This window comes from Bradyrhizobium sp. SZCCHNS1050, from assembly GCF_032484785.1.
Taxonomy (GTDB): domain Bacteria; phylum Pseudomonadota; class Alphaproteobacteria; order Rhizobiales; family Xanthobacteraceae; genus Bradyrhizobium.
On sequence record NZ_JAUETR010000001.1, the window covers coordinates 5,025,816 to 5,044,260 of the forward strand.

19 protein-coding genes are annotated in these 18,445 nt (G+C 65.3%); 18 read left to right on the top strand and 1 reads right to left on the bottom strand.

Features of this window, described 5'->3' with window-relative positions; genetic code table 11:
• The first annotated feature begins 8 nt into the window (after window positions 1–8).
• The 8 genes from gspG to QX094_RS22770 are packed head-to-tail and all read left to right on the top strand — an operon-like array spanning window position 9 to window position 5,328.
• The gene (gene gspG / locus QX094_RS22735) at window positions 9–488 is read left to right on the top strand and encodes a type II secretion system major pseudopilin GspG (RefSeq protein ID WP_316186014.1); all 480 of its coding nucleotides are present in this window, start codon (window positions 9–11) and stop codon (window positions 486–488) included.
• Window positions 489–490: 2 nt separating this feature from the next.
• A complete protein-coding gene (locus tag QX094_RS22740; protein ID WP_316186015.1) occupies window positions 491–964 on the top strand; it encodes a prepilin-type N-terminal cleavage/methylation domain-containing protein in 474 nt (157 codons plus the stop codon).
• The gene (locus QX094_RS22745; protein WP_316186016.1) at window positions 933–1,346 is read left to right on the top strand and encodes a type II secretion system protein; all 414 of its coding nucleotides are present in this window, start codon (window positions 933–935) and stop codon (window positions 1,344–1,346) included. The genes QX094_RS22740 and QX094_RS22745 overlap by 32 nt, the downstream gene beginning before the upstream one ends.
• Window positions 1,346–2,047: a prepilin-type N-terminal cleavage/methylation domain-containing protein gene (locus QX094_RS22750; RefSeq protein ID WP_316186017.1), complete on the top strand. Its 702-nt coding sequence runs from the start codon at window positions 1,346–1,348 to the stop codon at window positions 2,045–2,047. The genes QX094_RS22745 and QX094_RS22750 overlap by 1 nt, the downstream gene beginning before the upstream one ends.
• Window positions 2,044–2,991, top strand: a complete 948-nt coding sequence (locus tag QX094_RS22755; protein ID WP_316186018.1) for a type II secretion system protein GspK — start codon at window positions 2,044–2,046, stop codon at window positions 2,989–2,991. The genes QX094_RS22750 and QX094_RS22755 overlap by 4 nt, the downstream gene beginning before the upstream one ends.
• Window positions 2,988–4,091 (top strand): PilN domain-containing protein, encoded by a 1,104-nt coding sequence (locus tag QX094_RS22760; protein WP_316186019.1) that lies wholly within the window; start codon window positions 2,988–2,990, stop codon window positions 4,089–4,091. The genes QX094_RS22755 and QX094_RS22760 overlap by 4 nt, the downstream gene beginning before the upstream one ends.
• Window positions 4,088–4,645, top strand: coding sequence for a type II secretion system protein GspM (gene gspM, locus QX094_RS22765; protein ID WP_315715591.1), 558 nt, complete (start codon window positions 4,088–4,090; stop codon window positions 4,643–4,645). Before QX094_RS22760 ends, gspM begins: the two co-directional genes overlap by 4 nt.
• 47 nt (window positions 4,646–4,692) lie before the next feature.
• Complete coding sequence (locus QX094_RS22770; protein WP_315715592.1) at window positions 4,693–5,328, top strand: hypothetical protein; 636 nt, start codon at window positions 4,693–4,695, stop codon at window positions 5,326–5,328.
• Between the two features lie 86 nt (window positions 5,329–5,414).
• Here the strand turns inward: QX094_RS22770 and QX094_RS22775 are convergent, their stop codons facing one another.
• Window positions 5,415–5,717, bottom strand: a complete 303-nt coding sequence (locus QX094_RS22775) for a hypothetical protein (RefSeq protein ID WP_315715593.1) — start codon at window positions 5,715–5,717, stop codon at window positions 5,415–5,417.
• A gap of 574 nt (window positions 5,718–6,291) precedes the next feature.
• On the opposite strand from QX094_RS22775, the gene QX094_RS22780 reads away from it, so the two are divergent.
• From QX094_RS22780 to QX094_RS22825, 10 genes are all read left to right on the top strand, one after another.
• On the top strand, window positions 6,292–8,286 hold the full coding sequence (locus QX094_RS22780; RefSeq protein WP_315715804.1) for a multicopper oxidase domain-containing protein: 1,995 nt from the start codon (window positions 6,292–6,294) through the stop codon (window positions 8,284–8,286).
• Between the two features lie 628 nt (window positions 8,287–8,914).
• Entirely contained in the window at window positions 8,915–9,373 is a 459-nt protein-coding gene (locus tag QX094_RS22785; protein ID WP_315752014.1) for an FMN-binding protein, read from the top strand.
• Window positions 9,354–10,244 carry an FAD:protein FMN transferase gene (locus tag QX094_RS22790; protein ID WP_316186020.1) on the top strand — a complete coding sequence of 297 codons (891 nt, stop codon included), beginning with the start codon at window positions 9,354–9,356 and terminating at the stop codon, window positions 10,242–10,244. The genes QX094_RS22785 and QX094_RS22790 overlap by 20 nt, the downstream gene beginning before the upstream one ends.
• The gene (locus QX094_RS22795) at window positions 10,234–10,764 is read left to right on the top strand and encodes a hypothetical protein (RefSeq protein WP_315828123.1); all 531 of its coding nucleotides are present in this window, start codon (window positions 10,234–10,236) and stop codon (window positions 10,762–10,764) included. Before QX094_RS22790 ends, QX094_RS22795 begins: the two co-directional genes overlap by 11 nt.
• A complete protein-coding gene (locus QX094_RS22800) occupies window positions 10,761–10,892 on the top strand; it encodes a hypothetical protein (protein ID WP_316174718.1) in 132 nt (43 codons plus the stop codon). Before QX094_RS22795 ends, QX094_RS22800 begins: the two co-directional genes overlap by 4 nt.
• Entirely contained in the window at window positions 10,892–11,110 is a 219-nt protein-coding gene (locus QX094_RS22805; RefSeq protein WP_316174716.1) for a helix-turn-helix transcriptional regulator, read from the top strand. Before QX094_RS22800 ends, QX094_RS22805 begins: the two co-directional genes overlap by 1 nt.
• Before the next feature lie 895 nt (window positions 11,111–12,005).
• Window positions 12,006–13,328, top strand: a complete 1,323-nt coding sequence (locus QX094_RS22810; RefSeq protein WP_315715597.1) for a dicarboxylate/amino acid:cation symporter — start codon at window positions 12,006–12,008, stop codon at window positions 13,326–13,328.
• Window positions 13,329–13,631: 303 nt separating this feature from the next.
• Window positions 13,632–14,954 carry an NAD(P)/FAD-dependent oxidoreductase gene (locus tag QX094_RS22815; protein WP_315715806.1) on the top strand — a complete coding sequence of 441 codons (1,323 nt, stop codon included), beginning with the start codon at window positions 13,632–13,634 and terminating at the stop codon, window positions 14,952–14,954.
• A gap of 137 nt (window positions 14,955–15,091) precedes the next feature.
• Complete coding sequence (locus QX094_RS22820; RefSeq protein ID WP_316188137.1) at window positions 15,092–16,894, top strand: ATP-binding protein; 1,803 nt, start codon at window positions 15,092–15,094, stop codon at window positions 16,892–16,894.
• A 12-nt stretch (window positions 16,895–16,906) separates the two neighbouring features.
• Window positions 16,907–18,283 (top strand): sigma-54 dependent transcriptional regulator, encoded by a 1,377-nt coding sequence (locus QX094_RS22825; protein WP_316170666.1) that lies wholly within the window; start codon window positions 16,907–16,909, stop codon window positions 18,281–18,283.
• Window positions 18,284–18,445: the final 162 nt, after the last annotated feature.

An 18,445-nucleotide genomic window follows, 5' to 3' on the forward strand; every position in this document is an offset into this window, starting at 1 on the left:
ATCATCGCATGAAACAGTCAGGGATCAGCTGTACCGCGCGGCGGACCAACATTGCGCGCGACGACCCTCAGAGCGGCTTCACGCTTGTCGAGATGCTGGTCGTCATTGCCATCATCGGAATGATCATGGGTCTGATCGGACCGCGTGTGCTGTCCTCCCTGAACGAATCCCGCGTCAAGACCGCCCGGATTCAAATTCAGAGTTTTTCGAGCGCACTCGATCTGTTCTATCTCGACACCGGCCGCTATCCGACCTCGTCGGAAGGTCTGACCGCGCTGGTCCGGCCTGCCTCGACCATCGCAGGCTGGGCGGGTCCGTATCTCAAGGGAGGAAATGTCCCGAGCGATCCCTGGAATCACGCCTACGTCTACCGGTCGCCCGGACAGCATGTGCCCTATGAAATCGTGTCGTACGGATCGGACGGGCAGGAGGGCGGCGTGGATCTCGCCGCCGACATCTGTTCGTCGATCACGATGGGTGCCAAATAGCGATGGTTGGCCGTGACGGCTGCGAGGCCGGCTTCACTCTGATCGAGATGGTCTGTGTGCTTGCGATCGTCGCGCTGCTGGCGTCCGTCGCGGTCCCCGCCGTCTCGCGGCAGACCTCGCGGCCGCAACTCGAGGCCTATGCGATCGAGGCTGCTGCGCTGTTGAAGGCCGATCGCAACGCCGCAATCAGGCGAGGCTTGGAGGTCGTGACTCGCATCGACGCGCAGGCGCGCTCGCTTAGCTCGGGCGCGAACGGGCAGGTCGTTCGCTTGCCGACCGACGTGCGGGTCGAGACGGTGCTGCCGCGTCGTTGCGACGATCGGCCCGCAATCCAGACCATCAGCTTCTTCGGATCGGGCATGTCGTGCGGCGGCGTCATCACGCTCACCCATCTCGATGCGGGCTACCAAATTCGCGTCAACTGGCTGACAGGAGGGATCGAGATTGTCCCGAGCACTGGTCTGTCGAACCGATAGGCCGACGGCAGGATTTACCCTGATCGAGACATTGGTCGCGCTCGCGATCATGGCGGTGTCGCTCGTCGCCATCGGCGCGCTCATGGGGTCCTCGGCGCGCGGCAGCAGGAAGCTGGAGCAGCACGTCGCTCTGGTACAGGCGGCCTATAACGCGCTGTGGCTGGCCTTTCCGTCCCGCCTGCCGCCGGCATCGCCGACCCAGTCCGGGGAGTCGACGGCACATCTCTGGCGCGCGCAAGCGGAGCCATTCGCAATCGATGGCGGCGCACCGGACAGCGCGTCGGCGTGGATCCCAATGAAGATCGTGCTCCAGGTGCGATCGCCATCGGGCGCGACCATGGAGCTGGAAACCATCCGGCTGTTTCGAAGGCGGGCCGAGTGATGGCGACGCGGACCAACGATGCTCAAGCCGGCTTTACCCTCGTGGAAGTCCTCGTCGCCATGGTCTTGATGGGGCTGCTGATCTCCGCGCTGCTCGCGATCACATCGCAATGGCTGCCGAACTGGGATCGCGGCCTGTATCGCATCCAGCGCAGCGAATCCATCAGCATGGCGCTCGATCGCATCGGCGCCGATATCGCGGCCTCCGAATTCATCAAGCCGGATGGGCAGGCCAAGTCGGTTCTGTTCGACGGATCGGAGACGTCGATCACGCTCGTCCGAACGGCGCTCGGACCGCATCGGGGCCGGGGACTGGACGTGGTCCGCATCACCGAAGGCGGCGGCGATGGCGCGGCGTTGACCCGCACCCGCGCGGCATTCGCGCCCGGCAGTGCGTCCGCCCGGGATTTCGGTGATCCGGTGGTGCTGCTGACGGCGCCGTACCGGGTGTCGTTTGCCTATGCGGGGACAGACCGGATCTGGAGTCCATCGTGGCAGAATGCAGAAAGGCTGCCTGCGGCCGTGCGGGTGACGGTGCACGACGGAAGCCGCGCAAGCGCACCGTCGCTGTCACGGATCGCCGTCATTCGTGTTTCGGCGCCGCCCGACAGCGTCTGCCGGCCCGCGGACCCCACCTGCGACAGACATTCGCTCTCGGCCGATGCAACGGTCGGGCGCGCCTCCACAGCATCGAAGCAATGATGATGTGGCGACAGAAGCACCCGCGAGATCCGGATCCCGATGATCGGGAAGGCGGCTTCGTGCTCGTTGCGGTGCTGTGGCTCCTGGTCTCGCTGGCTGGACTGGCAGGAGCCTTGTCCGTCTATCTCGTCAGCACCTCTCAACGCCTGTCGCTCGATGATGCTCGCCTGCGATCGGCGGCGCTGGCCTCGGCAGGCCTGGAGCTTGCAGCCTACAGATTGTCCGCATCGCCGAAGCCGCAGCGTCCCGCGGCCGGGGCATTTTCGTTCCGGCTCGATCATGCGCAGGTCTCGGTCGCGTTCCGGTCGGAAGCCGCCCGAATCGATCTCAACCAGGCGTCCAGGCAGATGCTGGCCAATCTGTTCGAGGTTCTCGGCGCGCGCGCTGACAAAGCCGGCGAGTATGCCGAGCGGATTGTCGGCTGGAGGACACCGCCGGCCGACAACTTTCCGGACGCAGAGCGCGATCTCTATCGCACGGCCGGCGCGGATTACATGCCTCGCTCCGCGCCGTTCGCAAACGTCGAGGAGCTTCGGCTGGTGCTCAACCTGCCGCCGCCGCTGGTCGACAAAGCCATGTCCTTCGTCACCGTCTTCAGCGGCCGGCGCGAGATCGACGCGCTGGAGGCCGCCCCCGAGGTGGTGGCCGCGCTTCCCGGGATGACCCAGGAGCAGTTGAAGAGCTTCCTCGATCAGCGGGCCGGCCTGCGCCGCGACGTCAGGTCGCTCAACGCGGCGCTGGGGCCGGCGCGCGCCGGAGCGACCTTGGAGGTCGCCGATGCCGTCCGCGTGTGGGTCACGATCGGCTTTGACGGCGGTCGCAGGGCTGCAACGGAAGCGGTCATCCTGCTGGGCGATGGTGAGGATCCTTACCGCGTCCTGGCGTGGCGCGATGATGTCAACACTCCGGGGATGCTTCGGCCAACAGGAAAGGCGCCGAGATGACGATGTCGACGCGCGTGCGCCGCGAACTGGCGGGCTGGATCGGCTCCGTTGCCGAAGCCGTGGTGGCCGCGATGGGCCGGCTCAAGATCAAGCCGTCTGTCCGGCTGATCGAGATTGAACGGAACGTCTTCATCATGCGGATGCTCGCGCGACCCGGGCGATCCGTCCCGCCCGATTGTCGCATTCTCCTGCCGGACGGCGACGCGAGCCTGCCCGCGCCTCCGGAGAGCTGGAAGGCGGCCGTTCACGGCAGCCGGATCGAAGTCGTGCTGAGGCCGGACCGTTTTCTCTGGCGGCCGCTGGATCTGCCCAGGCGCGCCGTCGAGTTTCTCGATGCCATGGTCCGCTCGCAACTCGACCGGTTGACGCCGTGGTCGGCGCATGAGGCCGTGTTCGGCAGGACTGCGCCGGTCGAGATATCGAGTGAGCGCATCCAAACAACCGTGATCGCCGCGCCAAGGCCGAATCTGGAATCTCTCATTCGCCTCGCCGAGTCCTGGCGGGCTGGATCGATCATCCTGTTTGCTGCGCCTGAGACGGCGCCGATGCCGGTCGACGACCGGCTCACCGCAACCAATGCAACGAGGTTGACCGAGCAGCGCCTGGGGGGATCGCTCGACGTCGGCCGTGTCAGTCGGGTCCTGGCCGCTCTGTTGATCGTCGCCGCAATCTCAGCGGCGCTGTCTTTCGCGGCGGGGAGCCTGCTGGGCGAGAGGCTGGACGAGCAGCAAGGCCAGCTCACGCGGAGGATATCCGAGCGGCGCGCAGCGCTGCGCCTCGATCTGCAGGGCACCGACAACGCCGCGCTGCGAGGCCTGATGCGACGCAAGCAGGAAAGCCCCGCGGCGGTCGTGCTGATGGAGGCGCTGTCCCGGATACTGCCCGACAACACGTATGTGACCGAGCTGCGGATCGAGAAAGACAGACTGCAAATCGTCGGAATGACCCAGGATGCGCCGGCACTGGTCAAATTGATCGAGCAGTCGGCGCACTTCACGCGCGCGACCTTCTTCGCGCCGACCACGCGTTCGGCTGACGATCCCGGACAACGGTTCCATATCGAAGCGGGCATCAAGCCCCATTTTGGACTTGGCACATGAGCGTCGCAAAGCTCGTCACGGACAATTCCGCATCGCCCTCGATCGCCGCCGCCGCCTATGCGGGACTGCTGATCGTGCTGATCTCGGTCACGGTGCTGTCGATCAAGAGCATGATCGATCAGCGCAGCGAAGTGATCTCGCTCGCCGATACACTCCACCTGTTCGACGCCCACAGCATGGCGGCCGCGCGTCAGGACGGCAACGGCGATGCCGGCATGACGGGATCGGCCTTTCTCGAAGGACCGACGGTGACCGTGGCAGGAGCAGCGCTGCTGCAGCGCCTCGGCGACGTGGTGACGCGTCACGGCGGCAGCGTGTCGTCGTCGCAGCTCGATGTGCAGGGCCCCCGCGCCAAGGACGGTCATATCAGCGGGAGCGCGAGCTTCGAGGCCGGTCAGTCCGATCTGCAGCCGATCCTCTACGATCTGGAGGCCGGCATGCCCTGTCTGTTCGTCGACGAACTGGTCGTCGAGGGGAACGCGCCCGCGGCGGCATCCGGCGGAAAACTACGCGTGCTGATGACGGTCTCCGGACAATGGCAGGGCCCGCAATGAGCAGTCGCGCCAAGCTTTGCATGATCAGCTGTTGCAGCGTTCTGGCGGTGGCGTCGGCGTTCGGCATCGCCCATTCGACCGGTCTGGACGTCTCGGGAGCGGTCTCCGCCGAACAGCCGAGCGGACCGGCGCAAGCCTCGTCCATCGCGCAGCGAACGCCATCGCGAACCGGCAACCCATTATGGGGCATTCCGCTCGAGCAATTGTCGGCGACGCGCGAGCGCCCGCTATTTTCGCCGTCTCGCCGCCCTCCGCCGACGGAGGCTCCGCTGCCGGCCGTCGTGGAGGCTCCGGTGGTGCAGGAGCCGCCCGCACCGGAACGGCCGCAACTCGCGCTCGTCGGCACCGTCGTGAACGGGGACCGCGGCCTTGCGGTGTTCGTCGATACGAGCAGCAAGACGCCGTTGCGGATCAGAACCGGCGCGGACTATCAGGGGTGGACGCTGCGTCTCGTCGAGGCGAGATCGGTCACGCTGCAACGGGGCGAGGACGTCACCGTTCTCACGCTGCTGCCGGCGCAGGCGCCGGCCCAGCCGACGAATTCAGCTAGCGAAAGCTTTGCCCAGATGCCGTCAACCCCCACGGCGCCTCCGCTGGCTCAAGCAGGGCCGCCCTTTCTGTCGCCCGAGTCGAGGCTGCTCCGGATGCATCAACGCCAACGCTCGGGACGCCGTCAATTGTAAGGATGGATCCGATCTGGATCGAAGCGTGACGATAGGCGCCGGCAGGCCGCACCGACAAAAGCGATGCGGCTCTCGGTCGATGGCGCTCAGCGCTTGCACAATCCGCTCGTCAGCACCCATCCCTTGTCCGTGAGAGCCGCGGAGACGATGTCGAAATACAGGCGCTTGTCGGGGTCGTCCTCCGATACGAAAGAGACCTGGCACAGGAAACGCCCGCCCACGTCGCCCTTGTCGCAGGTCGCCTCGACGATCTTGAGGCCCTTGTCGTGGCGGACGCCGGATGACGGCGCCTCCTGCTCATAGGCCTTCTGGATGATCTCGGTGGTCGGTGCTCCACAGGCCATGCCGGTTACGTTGCAGGCCCATGCGAGAACAACAGCAAGCAGCATCGTTCGGTCTCCTCGGAGCGGGGCACTCACAAACATGTCCAGCAGCGTTCGCGTCCGACACGATCTCATGAGCTTCATGGCGAGCTACGAGAGCTGGTTGTCGTTTTTGTGTCGCTGCTGTCCGCCACGCGCACAACGCAGGCGTCTGGACGTGTAGTTAGATCGATTCTTAAACGCCGGTCGGCAATTCTCACAAAGCGAAAGAAAACGTCACAAAGGAGCCACCCGACATGGCGACGAAGGCCGAGGGGACGATGCGGCAGATCGGCTGATGAGTTCGGACTGCTCATTCGAATTCCGCATCCCGGGGACGGCGATCGTTCCTACCGGTGTATCTCGAGCCAGATGGGGATCAGGCATGTTAGTTGGGCGTGTGCGCAAGCCAACTCTGCGATTACTGACGTCGGCGGCCGCGATGTTGGCCGGTTTGACCGTTGCGGGTCCTGCGGCGCAGGCCCACGATCTGGCCGAGCCGACGGTGTTCAGGAGTTGGCATGGCGTGCTCGATCTGCTGATGATCGCGCGCCCCAAGCCGATCTCGACGATCACCTATGAGCCCCCTGGGGGCTCGCCGATGAACCCGACCGGCTGGGTCTACGAGATCTGTCGGCGGCCGGCCTCAGGCGACAAATGTCCTGCCGGCGCCGCGGTGGCGGATTATGGTGGCGTGCGACTGGCGCTGCAGAAGGGGGATACGCTGAAGATCAGGCTGGTGAACCAGCTGCCGCAGCTCGACCCGGCCAAGGTGAATCACAACTCCGATCCCGGCCAGGCCAATTTGTTTCGCAATCCGACCAACCTGCATACCCATGGGCTGATCGTCGAGCCGCGCGCGCCGACGCTGACCGACCAGACGTTCGGGGACTACGTCTTCGTTCAGATCTTCAACTCGGCCAACGGCATGCCGGTGCCGCAGACCACCCATCAGCACGGCTCCAACAAGATGGACTCCGCGGATTACCGCATCGAGATTCCGCGCAACCACCCGTCGGGCCAGTTCTGGTTTCACCCGCACATTCATGGCATTTCGCTCAACCAGGTCTCGCAAGGCCTGGCGGGCATCATCTCGGTCGGTGAGGTCTCGGACTATGCGCATGGCGATGCCAGGCATTCGCCGTTTCCGGACGCGAGCGTGCGCCATCTGATCCTGAAGGATCTTCAGGTCGCGCCCGGCGGCCCGGTGCAGTTCGACAGCGGTCCGGTGGACGTCCAGCCCGGCGAGGTGATCAACCAGCAGGATCCGGGCTTCTGCGCCCAGTTTCCGGCAGACAGCTCCGAAGTGCGTGAGGGGGCGTGCCCGGGCGTCGATCTGTCGGCCGATGGCGGCTCCAACTTCTCCGGCGGCAAATGGTTCTTCACGGTCAACGGCCAGACGTTCCCGAAGATCAAGGTCACCGATCCCGATGGCGAGGTCTGGCGGCTCACCAATGCGTCCGGCAGCCTGTCCTACAATCTTCAGCTGACCGATGACGAGACGCAGAAGCCGATGGTCATGCAGCTGATCTCGGTCGACGGCGTGAGCGTGAACCTGCCGCAGGATACGACGATGGACACCATGGTTCGTCTCGGCGGCGCCCGCTTCAGGGTCGTTCCCTGTCCGCCGTCGCCAACGTCGGGCTTTCATTCGAAGCCGGTCTGCGTCACCCAGATGGTCATGATGCCGAGCTCGCGCACCGAGGTGTTCGTCACCTATCGCGATCCCGCGACAGGTGCCATCGCCAGCCTTGGGCGGTCCGCCTCCGCGACCTTCAAGATGGCCGGATTGACGATGGGTAGCGGCGATCAGTGGCCGGCGGTCGATCTCGCCAAGGTGCACTTCCACCAGCGCGGTTGGCGCAATCACATCGCCTACGCCATGGACATCAGGGGAGACGCCTTGGCGACCATGCAGCCGTCGGGCATCCTCGATGCCAAGGTGCCGTACGCGAACGCCGCGCCGCTGCGTGCCGGCTGCCGTCCGCTGCCGGCGGGGCATCGCCGCCGGATCTTCTTCGGCATCGCCGACCTGACCGACGACGGCACCTTCGGTCTCGGCTATGAGGAGGTCGATCAGAACGGCAACCCGGTGCCCGGCACCCAGCTCCCGGTGAGCCAGTTCGACCCGTCGCAGAACATCGTCTGTCTGCCGCTCGCGCCGGGACAGCGCCCCGTCCACGAGACCTGGGAGCTGGTGCAGCTGTCGACGGAAAATCACAACTTCCACATTCACCAGACGCGCTTCCGGACCGTCAACAGCAAGGCGGGAGAGAACACGCCGCTGTCGGTATCGCTGAACAGGAGCATCGGCGGGGGTATGCTGCAGGACAACGTCCCGCTCGGCGTCGCGACTCCGAACGTCCCGGAAGTAATGGAATCCCAGAGCGGGGTCTGCAGCATCGAGCAGTGGCGGAACGGGCAGTGCACGTCGAAGCCCGTGGTGGTTGATATCCCGTTCTCACAGGTCGGCGAGTTCGTCTATCACTGCCATATTCTCGAACATGAGGACGGAGGCATGATGGCGAAGATCAAGGTCGTGCCCTCGCCCTATGGCGGCAATCCATGGGAGGCAATGAACCAGATGCCGTGGTAGTTGCGGCAGCGGTCTTCTGCCATGCCGTTCACAGGGTCGGCGCCACATCTGCGGCGCCGACCTTCGTTTGTGCGCAGCGATGCTCTTGCGCGGCCGCCTTACCGCCGCGAAGGACGATCGCCTGCCAAACGCGACGCGCTTTCCAGCTCCTGTTCGAAGATGGGATTACGCATTTTGAATCGATCTAAACGGCTGCAAACGTCTTTGCATGACTTTGAAATGTCAGGCTCGCGTGCCGCAAGCTGCGCGAGCGCGGTCCCCGCGATGTGGCGATCTGCAGCAACATTGTTATTCCCCAGCCGCTCCGGCAAATCGCCAACATCGACGCGGCAATTCGCCGCAATCGAAACACTACTCTCTCGACTGACATTCGGAGCCATTTGCAGCGCGCGTGGTTGCGAACGTCGCAAGGACGGAGGCAGACCCGCGAACGGGTAGGGCTGTTGCCGAGGCAAAGTGTGATCGATCGCTCGGGTTCATCGTCGCACTGAACTGGATGGTTCGGAGCGTCGCTGCTGCGGCTTAGACGGCTTCGCAGGAGAGGTTGACAGCGATCGATGCCCTGAGAAGACGAAAATGCGTTCGGCGAGGGAGGGCGTACCATGGAAACAAAGTTGAGGTGGACGAGATGAGCGATTGGTTGAAATGGACGGCGCCCGCCGTGGCCGTCATGTCGATCGCCGCACCGGCCCATGCCATTCAGTACATGAGCGTCGAAGAGGCGCAGAAGGCCGCTTTTCCGGGAGCCAGCTTTTCCGAAGTCCAGCCGGGCCGGGTCTGGAAGTCGAGCAATGGCGGCTACTTCTATTACGATCACGTCGTTGGCAAGCACCTCCTGATCGACTACACGGTTGCCGTCGGACCCGACGGGCGGGTGCGTCGCGTCGACATTCTGAACTATCGCGAATCCTATGGCGGCGAGGTGCACGATGCCAGCTGGCTCGGTCAGTTCGTCGGCAAGAGCAGTCAGAACGAGCTTCGCATCAACTCCGACATTCGCAACATCTCGGGCGCTACGCTGTCCTCGACCCATTTGACCGAGGGCGTTAAGAAGGTGCTGTCGTATCATGCCAGCCACTTCCGCTAGCCTTCGACGAGCACGGGCTCTGCTCGGGACATTCGTCGAGATCGACGTCACGGATGCACGCCGCTGCGATGCGGAGAATGCCGTTGAAGCGGCGTTTTCCGCGGTGACCGACGTGCATCGGCTGATGAGTTTCCACGATCCCGACAGCGACGTGTCGCGGCTGAACCGCGCGGCATCGAGCGGCGTCGTGAAGGTGCATTCCTGGACCTACGCCGTGCTGAAGATGGCGCTCGATGTGACCCATCACTCCGACGGCGCCTTCGACGTTGCCGTCGCCGGCGCGGGAAGGCCGTCTGTGGGCTCGACGGCGCAAGCGGATGTCCCGCAGTCGACTGCGATCGAGTTGCTCGCCGACGACCGCGTCCGTTTCCGCGATTCCGCCGTCAAGATCGATCTCGGCGGCATCGCCAAGGGGTTCGCCGTGGACCGCGCGATCGCGGCGTTGCAGAGCCGCGGCGTGCGCTCCGCAATGGTCAATGCAGGTGGGGACCTCGCCGCCTTCGGGCCCGATGCCCGCATCGTCCACATTCGCGACCCGCGTTTCCCGGACAGGCTTTTGTGCCAGGTCGAAGTAAGCAATGGGGCGCTCGCGTCGTCGGCGCGCCGCTTCGACCCGTTTCGATCGACGGAAACAATGGATACAGCGGTCGTCACGCCTTCGACCCGGCTGCCCACAGGGGCGGCCCACGGCGCCACCGTGAGCGCGCCAACCTGCATGGTTGCCGACGCGCTGACCAAGGTCGTCATGGTCGCCGGCGAGCAGTCCGCGGCGTCATTGGCGCGCTTCCAGGCGAGCGCCATGTTGATTGCGGCGAACGGCGACATTCATACGACACCGGACTGGCAAGGAGTTCACCAGCATGCGGCTTAAAGGCTTGTTTCGGTTCGCCCTCTACGGAATTCTCGGGCTCTTGTTCGCCAGCGGCGCGCTGTGGATCTATGCCGACCAGATGAAGACCCGCACGGAGCTGGACAGCGAGATGTGGCAGCAGGCCGCCGCATACCTGCTGAGCATGCATGGCGGAACTGCAATGGTGACGCTGATGCTGCTTGGGGCGCTCGGTCCCATGCACGTCCAGCGCGCGTGGCGTGCCGGGAAGAATCGAGCGACCGGTATCGTCAGCCTCGCGATGTATGGTCTGCTCATCGCGACGGCGTTCGGGCTCTACTACGTCGGATCCGAAGCGCTTCGGCCCTGGATCAGCACGGTCCACATTGCGTTCGGGCTCGGCGTTCCGGCTGTCATCACCGCCCACATCATCGTCGGCCGCTCGAGCGTTGTCGCCACGGCTCAGTCCGTGCGGCCACAACGTGCGACCTCTCCGACCCTGGTTCCTGCCGATGCGCCTGCCGATGCCGATCTGGTCAACGTCATGAGCAAGGTAGGTTGACCGCATCCGGCGTTCGGCTGGCCGAGCAGGTCTCCATCCCGGCAACGATTTCCTTGTCGCAGTTGGCCAACCGCCGCATGGAGGAATTTTCCGAGCCGGCGATCGTTGCCCATGAAATGGCTGTTTGATGACTCCCGATCAATCTCGGGCAGCTCGTGGTCTGCTCGACTGGTCTCAGGCTGAATTGGCTGCTCGATCCAATTTGAGTGAGAGTACCATTCGCGATTGCGAAAAAGGCCGCCGGATCCCGTCAATCAACAATTTGGCGGCCGTCAGGCGCGCCCTGGAGGCGGGAGGCGTGCAATTCATCGATGGCGACCAGCCCGGTGTTCGATTGGCGCGCTGAGAGTTAACTCCGATCGCTCAGATTCCAAAGTCGCCCTGGGCTCGCTAGCCGCCCATGGAATTGGCCATCATCTACTCTGCAGCCGCGGCAACTTCTGGCGAAGCCAATAGCCGAGTTCAACACTCGGATGGGACCGGCGCCGCGGACGCCTCTTGTTTGCGATCAAGGCGCGAGAATAGCCAATGATGGCTCATTGGTCATTCGCCCTGTTCTTGACGCTTGCCCTGACGCGCCCGCAACCCGGGAAGTGGTTCGAGACCGATTTGGCAGTCCGTAGGCCGGCTCGCGTTCCGAATAGCGATGTAACCTATTGGAATTCCCAGGGTCGGTTTCTCTCTGTGTTTCAGAATGCGCGTTGATTTGTATAGCGGACCGCGCAACTTTTGATTCCGCCATTCGGAGGTTCGATCCCTCCGCCCCAGCCAGGTCGAGCGCGACCGGCAGGGATGGATATTGCCGGTGGGAACCATGTCGCCGGCGCGTCCGATGTTTCGGACGCCTGCGACGGCAAATTTCCGGAAGTCCAGACAAGTCGCGGGCTGTGGCTTGGTCGCGCGCCGCGTGATGGTTCACAAATCGTAGCAAACTGAAGGACATGCAGGCGCCTCATGCGGCGCCGCTCCGCTGGCACGATTGCTGCTTACTGAGCCGCCAAACGAGCGCCAGCTCCAGAACAACAGATGCGAGGGGACGTCCGGATGCCAGCCCACAGCTCATTCCTGACCTGAGACCCGGCGACAGGCGATCCCGCCTGTGCGAGCTTCTCGGGTCCGCCCCCGGCGCGGCCCGCGTCCAGACGCACGACGTTGCCCCGGCACGCAATGGAGCCGGCGCGGAAGCGGGTCATAGGCAGACCAGAGAGATAGACCGAGTGAGATCAGGGAGAGAAGATTCGATGTCTGCAACCACCACAGCGGCCGCGGCGCCGCAGAAACCGTTCTACCGGGTCCTCTATGTGCAGGTCCTGTTCGCGATCGTGCTCGGTGTCATCGTCGGCTGGCTCTGGCCCGAGCTCGGCAGGAACGAATGGATCAAGGCGCTGGGCGACGGCTTCGTCAAGCTGATCAAGATGGTGATCGCGCCGGTCATCTTCTGCACCGTCGTGTCGGGCATCGCGCATGTCTCCGAGGTGAAGAAGGTCGGCCGCGTCGCCGTCAAGGCGCTGATCTATTTCGAGATCGTCTCGACCTTCGCGCTCGCGCTCGGGCTCATCGTCGGCAATTTCATTCAGCCCGGGGCAGGCTTCCAGGGCCAGAGCAGCAACGCCGCCGCCGTCGCCAACTACGCCAAGCAGGCGAGCGAGATGAAGTCGGTCGACTTCGTGCTCCACATCATCCCGGACACGGTGGTGGGAGCGTTCGCGCAGGGCGAGATCCTGCAGGTGCTGCTGTTCTCGATTTTGTTCGGCATTTCGCTGATGACGCTCGGTGAGCGCGGCCATACGATGCGCGCGTTCATCGACGACGCCGCGCACGCGATCTTCGGCGTCATCGCCCTCGTGGTGAAGGCCGCTCCGATCGGCGCCTTCGGCGCCATGGCCTTCACCATCGGCCGCTACGGGCCGCAGGCGCTCGGCAACCTCGCCGGCCTGATCGCGACCTTCTATCTCACCGCGCTCACTTTCGTCGTGGTCGTGCTCGGCATCATCGCCCGCATTGCCGGGTTCTCGATCTTCAAGTTCCTCAAATACATCAAGGACGAGCTGCTGATCGTGCTCGGCACCTCGTCGTCCGAGAGCGCGCTGCCGCAGATGATGGAGAAGCTTGAACGCCTCGGCTGCTCCAAGCCGGTCGTCGGCCTGGTGGTTCCGACCGGCTACTCGTTCAATCTCGACGGCACCAACATCTACATGACGCTGGCGACGCTGTTCATTGCGCAGGCGATGAACGTTCACCTGTCCTTCGGTGAGCAGATCACGATCCTGCTGGTCGCGATGCTGACCTCGAAGGGCGCCTCGGGCATCACCGGCGCCGGCTTCATCACCCTGGCCGGAACGCTGGCGGCCGTGCGGCCGGAGCTCGTTCCCGGCATGGCGATCGTGCTCGGCATCGACAAGTTCATGAGCGAGTGCCGCGCACTGACCAATCTGTGCGGCAACGGCGTCGCCTGCGTGATCGTGGCGTGGTGGGAAGGCGAGCTCGATCGCGACAAGCTGCGCATCGCGCTCGATCGCGATATCGACCCGGCCGACGTCGAAGTCGCGGTCACGACGGGATAGGCCTGCGGTCGTGGGGGCGCTGCCGTCGCATTCCAGCGCCGGTGGCGCCGGCCGCGGCCATGCCCAATCGCGATGCCGCCAACATCTCGGATAATCTGCTAAGGTAGCGGCGGGCAGGGGCTCACCGTGGAGGCATCCCGCCTGTTGCCGCAAGGCCGAGCAGGTTCCGACGCCATCGCGACGATACGGCGTATCGTGAACATGGTCGCGCTGGCTGGGGCGGCGGTGCCGGAGGGACGACGTCACCGGCGTGACATCGGAGTCATGCCGTCGCGCCGCGGTCACCCTTGGAGAGGTTCGATGATGGCCGTTGCGCAGCCTGGTGTCCCTCGCATCGTGATCGTCGGCGGCGGCGCCGGCGGCTTGGAGCTCGCGACCCGGCTCGGAGACAGATACGGCCGCAGGGGCAAGCTCGACGTCACCCTGGTCGAGCGCAACCGCACCCATGTCTGGAAGCCGAAGCTGCACGAGATCGCCGCGGGCAGCATGGACCTCTCGGCCCATGAGGTCGACTATCTCGCCCAGGCCTATTGGCACGGCTTCCACTACCGCATCGGCGACATGATCGGCCTCGACCGCGACAAGCGCGAGGTGCTGGTGGCGCCCTATCTCGATGCGGAGGGGCGCGAGGTCACGCCGCGGCGGACCATCCCCTATGACGTGCTCGTCATCGCCATCGGCAGCCAGAACAATGATTTCGGCACGCCCGGCGTGGTCGACCACGCGATCAAGCTGGAATCGCAGCACGACGCCCGGCGCTTCCACGAGCGCATGGTCAACGCCTGCATCCGCGTCCATTCGCAGTCCTCGCCGATCGCGCCGCACCAGCTGAAGGTCGCGATCATCGGCGCCGGCGCGACCGGCGTCGAGCTGGCCGCGGAACTGCATCGCACGACCCGCGAGGTGGTGGCCTATGGTCTCGACCAGGTCGACGCCGAGAAGGACATCAGGATCACGCTGATCGAAGCCGCGGGCCGGGTGCTGCCGGCGTTGCCTGAGCGGGTCTCGCGCGAGACCGAGAAGCTGCTCGCAAAGCTCGGCGTCGAGGTGCTCGTCGGCGCCAAGGTCGCCGAGGTCGGGCCTGACAAGGTGAGCCTCGCCGACGGCCGCGTCATCCCGGCCGAGCTGATCGTCTGGGCCGCGGGCGTCAAGGCGCCCGACTTCCTGAAGGACATCGCGGGGCTGGAAACCAACCGCATCAACCAGCTCGTGGTCAGGCAGACCCTGCAGACCACGCGTGACGAGCGCGTCTTCGCCATTGGCGACTGCTCGGCCTGCTCCTGGGGCGAGCGCGGCAACGTCCCGCCGCGGGCGCAGGCCGCGCATCAGCAGGCCTCGCACCTCTACAAGCAGATTCCGCGCTTCGTCAGGGGCGAGCCGCTGGCGGACTACCGCTATCACGATTTCGGATCCCTGGTGTCGCTCGGCGAGTTCAGCACGGTCGGCTCGATGATGGGCGCGCTGGTCGGGGGCAATCTGGTGTTCGAAGGCCTGTTCGCGCGGATGATGTATCTGTCGCTCTACAAGATGCACGAATACGCGCTGCACGGGCTCGCCAAGGTCACGCTGGACACGCTGGCGCGCCTGATCACCCGCCGCACCGAGCCGCACGTCAAGCTGCACTGACGGGCGCGCCGAGGGCGCCGGCACGGCCGATTTTGTTGTCGCCTATTGCCCGGCAAGACCTTAGACTTGCAGCACAATTACGGATACGGGCGCGGCCCGGTGCATGGGCCTGGGAAGCGATGGGCCTGGAAAAGGGAATGACGGACCTTCCATTCCGGATCGGCCTCGAGGGACATCCCGACGTCACCGCGGTGGTCCGCAGGCGCGCGGGCTTGGTCGTTCGCGGAGTGATGGCGGCTGCGCTGGTCGGCGTCGCGGCATGGCTCGGCTATGCCATTGCCTTTTCCCGCGGGCTCGATCAGCGGCACGCCGCGGCCCAGCAGCGGCTGGCGGTCGAGGCCGCGCAGCTCGACGGCTACCTCTCGCGCTTCGAATATCTGCCCTCGCTGCTGGAGACCTCGCCCGATGTCTTCCGGCTGCTCGGCACGCCGGACGATCGCGCGCTGCAGCAGAGCGTCAGCCTGCATCTGAAGTCGATCAATCTGCTGGCCGGCGCCGACAACCTCTATGTCCTCACCGTCGCCGGTGATGCGATCGCCGCCGCCGACTTCGATCAGCCGGGAACGCCGGTCGGCAGCAACCTGTCCTACCGGCCCTATATGCGCCAGGCGCTGGCGACCGGCCGCGGCGCGTTCTTCGGCATCGGCATCACCAGCGCGCGCGCCGGCTATTACCTGTCCTATGCGGTCAAGCAACAGGGACGGACGATCGGCGTCGCCGTCGTCAAGGTCAATCTCGATGCCTTCGAGCGCGAATGGCGCAACCGCGGTGCCGACATGCTTCTGGTCGACGCCCGCGGCGTCACCATTCTCGCCTCGCGCGAGGAATGGCGCTTCCGCCCGTTGACGCCGCTCTCGGTGGATGCGCTCGAGGAAATCGCGACGTCGAAGCCCTATGGCAGCTCCAGCCTCGCGCCGCTCGACTGGACCTTCATGGAGAGGACCGATCGCGGCGGCCAGGTCGCGACCGAGCGCGGCGCAGTCTACAGCGTCGACGAGCGTCCGCTCAACGGGCGGCAATGGCAGCTGCTGCTGCTCGACGACGAGACGCCGATCCGGCGGACGGCCTTGATCATCGGCACGCTCTCGGGTCTCGCCAGCATCGTGGCGCTGCTGGCGCTCGGCCTGCTGGCGCAGCGACGCCGCGAGATCCGGCAGCGGCTGGCGAGCCAGGCCGCGCTGCAGGCCGCCAATGATCGGCTGGAAATGCGGGTGCAGGAGCGCACCGCCGAATTGCGCGCCGCGCAGGACGAGCTCGTCCATGCCGGCAAGCTTGCCGTGCTCGGCCAGATGTCGGCCGGCATGGTGCACGAGATCAACCAGCCCTTGGCGGCGCTGCAGACCGCTTCCGACAATGCCGTGCAATTCGTCGATCGCGGCATGATCGGCGAGGCCCGCGGCAATCTCATCCGCATCGGCGAGATGGTCCGCCGTCTCGCGCGCCTGACCGGCCAGTTGCGCGTTTTCGCCTACAAATCGAACGCGCCGCTCGATGCCGTCGCGGTCGAGCAGGCCCTGTCCGAGACGTTCAAGATCCTCGGCGCGCGGGTGAAGGACGGCCATGTCGACGTGACCATCGATCTCGCGCCCGAGCTTCGTGTCAGGGCCGATCAGATCCGGCTCGAGCAACTGCTCTGCAACATCATCGCCAACGCGCTCGATGCCGTCGAGGGCGCCGCGCGGAAGTCCATCCACATCTGCGCCGTGCGTGAGGAGGGGCAGTGCCGCATCGCCATCGCCAACAGCGGCCCGGCGATCGCCGCCGATGTCCTGCCGCGCCTGTTCGAGCCCTTCGTCACGACCAAGCCGGCCGGCAAGGGTCTCGGACTTGGGCTCGTCATCGCCAATCACATCGCGCGGTCGTTCGGCGGCGAGCTGCGGGCGCGCAATCTTGAGCCGTCCGGCGCCGAGTTCATCGTGCTGCTGCCGCTTGCCGATTGAAGAGGTTCCCACATGACTCCTGAGCAACCGGTCGGCGTGATCTATGTCGAGGACGACGAGGATGTCCGCATCGGCGCCGTCCAGGCGCTGCAGCTCGCCGGCCTGTCGGTGACGCCGTTCGCCTCCGCCGAAGCCGCAGGCGGAATCGTTCGCGCCGACATGCCGTTCGTGGTGGTCTCCGACGTGCGGCTGCGCGGCAAGAGCGGCACCGAGTGGCTGTCCGAGCTGCACCGGCTCGATCCGGACCTGCCGGTCATCCTGGTCACCGGTCATGGCGACATCTCGATGGCCGTGGAAGCGATGCGCAACGGCGCCTATGACTTCATCGAGAAGCCGTGCTCGTCGGAGCAGCTCGTCTCCGTCGTGCGCCGCGCCCTCGACAAGCGTCGCCTGACGCTCGAAGTCCGCACCTTGCGCTCGGCGCTCGCCGACCGCCAGGGCATCGAGGCGAGCCTGCTCGGGCGCTCGCCGCAGATCCAGGAGGTGCGCCGCCTCGTCGCCAATCTGGCCTCGACCAATGTCGACGTGACGATCTATGGCGAGACCGGCACCGGCAAGGACGTCGTCGCCCGTTGCCTGCACGCTCACAGCGCCCGGCGCGGCGGCAACTATGTCGCGGTGAATTGCGGCGGCCTGCCGGAATCACTGGTTGAGAGCGAATTGTTCGGCCACGAGGCCGGCGCCTTCACCGGCGCGACCAAGCAGCGGATCGGCAAGATCGAATATGCCCATGGCGGCACGCTGTTCCTCGACGAAATCGAGAGCATGCCGCTCAGCGTGCAGGTGAAGCTGCTGCGGGCGTTGCAGGACCGCTCGGTCGAGCGCGTCGGCTCCAACAAGCCCGTGGCGGTGGACTGCCGCGTGGTGGCGGCCAGCAAGGCCAATCTGCTCGAGCTCAGCGAGCAGAAGCTGTTCCGCGCCGATCTGTATTATCGTCTCGGCGTCGCCTTCATCGAGCTGCCTCCGTTGCGCGAACGCCGCGAGGATATCCCGATCCTGTTCGAGCACTTCACCCTCGAGGCCGCCAAGCGGTTCGAGCGCGACGCGCCGATCGTGAACGAGCAGACCATGTCGCTGCTGCTCGGCTACTCATGGCCGGGCAACGTGCGCGAGTTGCGCAACGTCGCCGACCGCTTCGTGCTCGGTGTGCTCGACCGCAAGGTCCTCGACCGCTCGGGCGCCGCAGCCTCGGAGCTGTCGCTGCCACGGCAGTTGGAGAACATCGAGCGCTCGATCATCGAGGATGCGTTGCGCCGCAAGCTCGGCGACGTGCCGGCGACCGCGGCGCTGCTGAGCATTCCGAAGCAGACGCTTTACGACAAGATCAAGCGGCTCGCCGTGAAGGTCGATGGCATCCGCGAGGGCGCGCCGCTGCGGCCGCAGTCCTGACCGTGGCTGCATCGCCAGCGCTCGTCCGCATCATCATCGCGTCGACGCCGACCGCCACTGCGCTCATCTGATGTTGCGACGCGCGACTTATGCTCCTCGCGGACCCGGTCGTCCTGTGGCGGCAGGAAGGCATCTGTTCCATGCCGGCGATCAGGAACGAAT

Excerpts from the sequence above, each read along its gene's own strand:
- gspG (WP_316186014.1), top strand. The coding sequence starts at position 9 with ATGAAACAGTCAGGGATCAGCTGTACCGCGCGGCGGACCAACATTGCG.
- QX094_RS22740 (WP_316186015.1), top strand. The coding sequence starts at position 491 with ATGGTTGGCCGTGACGGCTGCGAGGCCGGCTTCACTCTGATCGAGATG.
- QX094_RS22750 (WP_316186017.1), top strand. The coding sequence starts at position 1,346 with ATGGCGACGCGGACCAACGATGCTCAAGCCGGCTTTACCCTCGTGGAA.
- QX094_RS22755 (WP_316186018.1), top strand. The coding sequence starts at position 2,044 with ATGATGATGTGGCGACAGAAGCACCCGCGAGATCCGGATCCCGATGAT.
- QX094_RS22760 (WP_316186019.1), top strand. The coding sequence starts at position 2,988 with ATGACGATGTCGACGCGCGTGCGCCGCGAACTGGCGGGCTGGATCGGC.
- gspM (WP_315715591.1), top strand. The coding sequence starts at position 4,088 with ATGAGCGTCGCAAAGCTCGTCACGGACAATTCCGCATCGCCCTCGATC.
- QX094_RS22775 (WP_315715593.1), bottom strand. The coding sequence starts at position 5,717 with ATGCTGCTTGCTGTTGTTCTCGCATGGGCCTGCAACGTAACCGGCATG.
- QX094_RS22780 (WP_315715804.1), top strand. The coding sequence starts at position 6,292 with ATGAACCCGACCGGCTGGGTCTACGAGATCTGTCGGCGGCCGGCCTCA.
- QX094_RS22785 (WP_315752014.1), top strand. The coding sequence starts at position 8,915 with ATGAGCGATTGGTTGAAATGGACGGCGCCCGCCGTGGCCGTCATGTCG.
- QX094_RS22790 (WP_316186020.1), top strand. The coding sequence starts at position 9,354 with ATGCCAGCCACTTCCGCTAGCCTTCGACGAGCACGGGCTCTGCTCGGG.
- QX094_RS22795 (WP_315828123.1), top strand. The coding sequence starts at position 10,234 with ATGCGGCTTAAAGGCTTGTTTCGGTTCGCCCTCTACGGAATTCTCGGG.
- QX094_RS22805 (WP_316174716.1), top strand. The coding sequence starts at position 10,892 with ATGACTCCCGATCAATCTCGGGCAGCTCGTGGTCTGCTCGACTGGTCT.
- QX094_RS22810 (WP_315715597.1), top strand. The coding sequence starts at position 12,006 with ATGTCTGCAACCACCACAGCGGCCGCGGCGCCGCAGAAACCGTTCTAC.
- QX094_RS22815 (WP_315715806.1), top strand. The coding sequence starts at position 13,632 with ATGGCCGTTGCGCAGCCTGGTGTCCCTCGCATCGTGATCGTCGGCGGC.
- QX094_RS22820 (WP_316188137.1), top strand. The coding sequence starts at position 15,092 with ATGACGGACCTTCCATTCCGGATCGGCCTCGAGGGACATCCCGACGTC.
- QX094_RS22825 (WP_316170666.1), top strand. The coding sequence starts at position 16,907 with ATGACTCCTGAGCAACCGGTCGGCGTGATCTATGTCGAGGACGACGAG.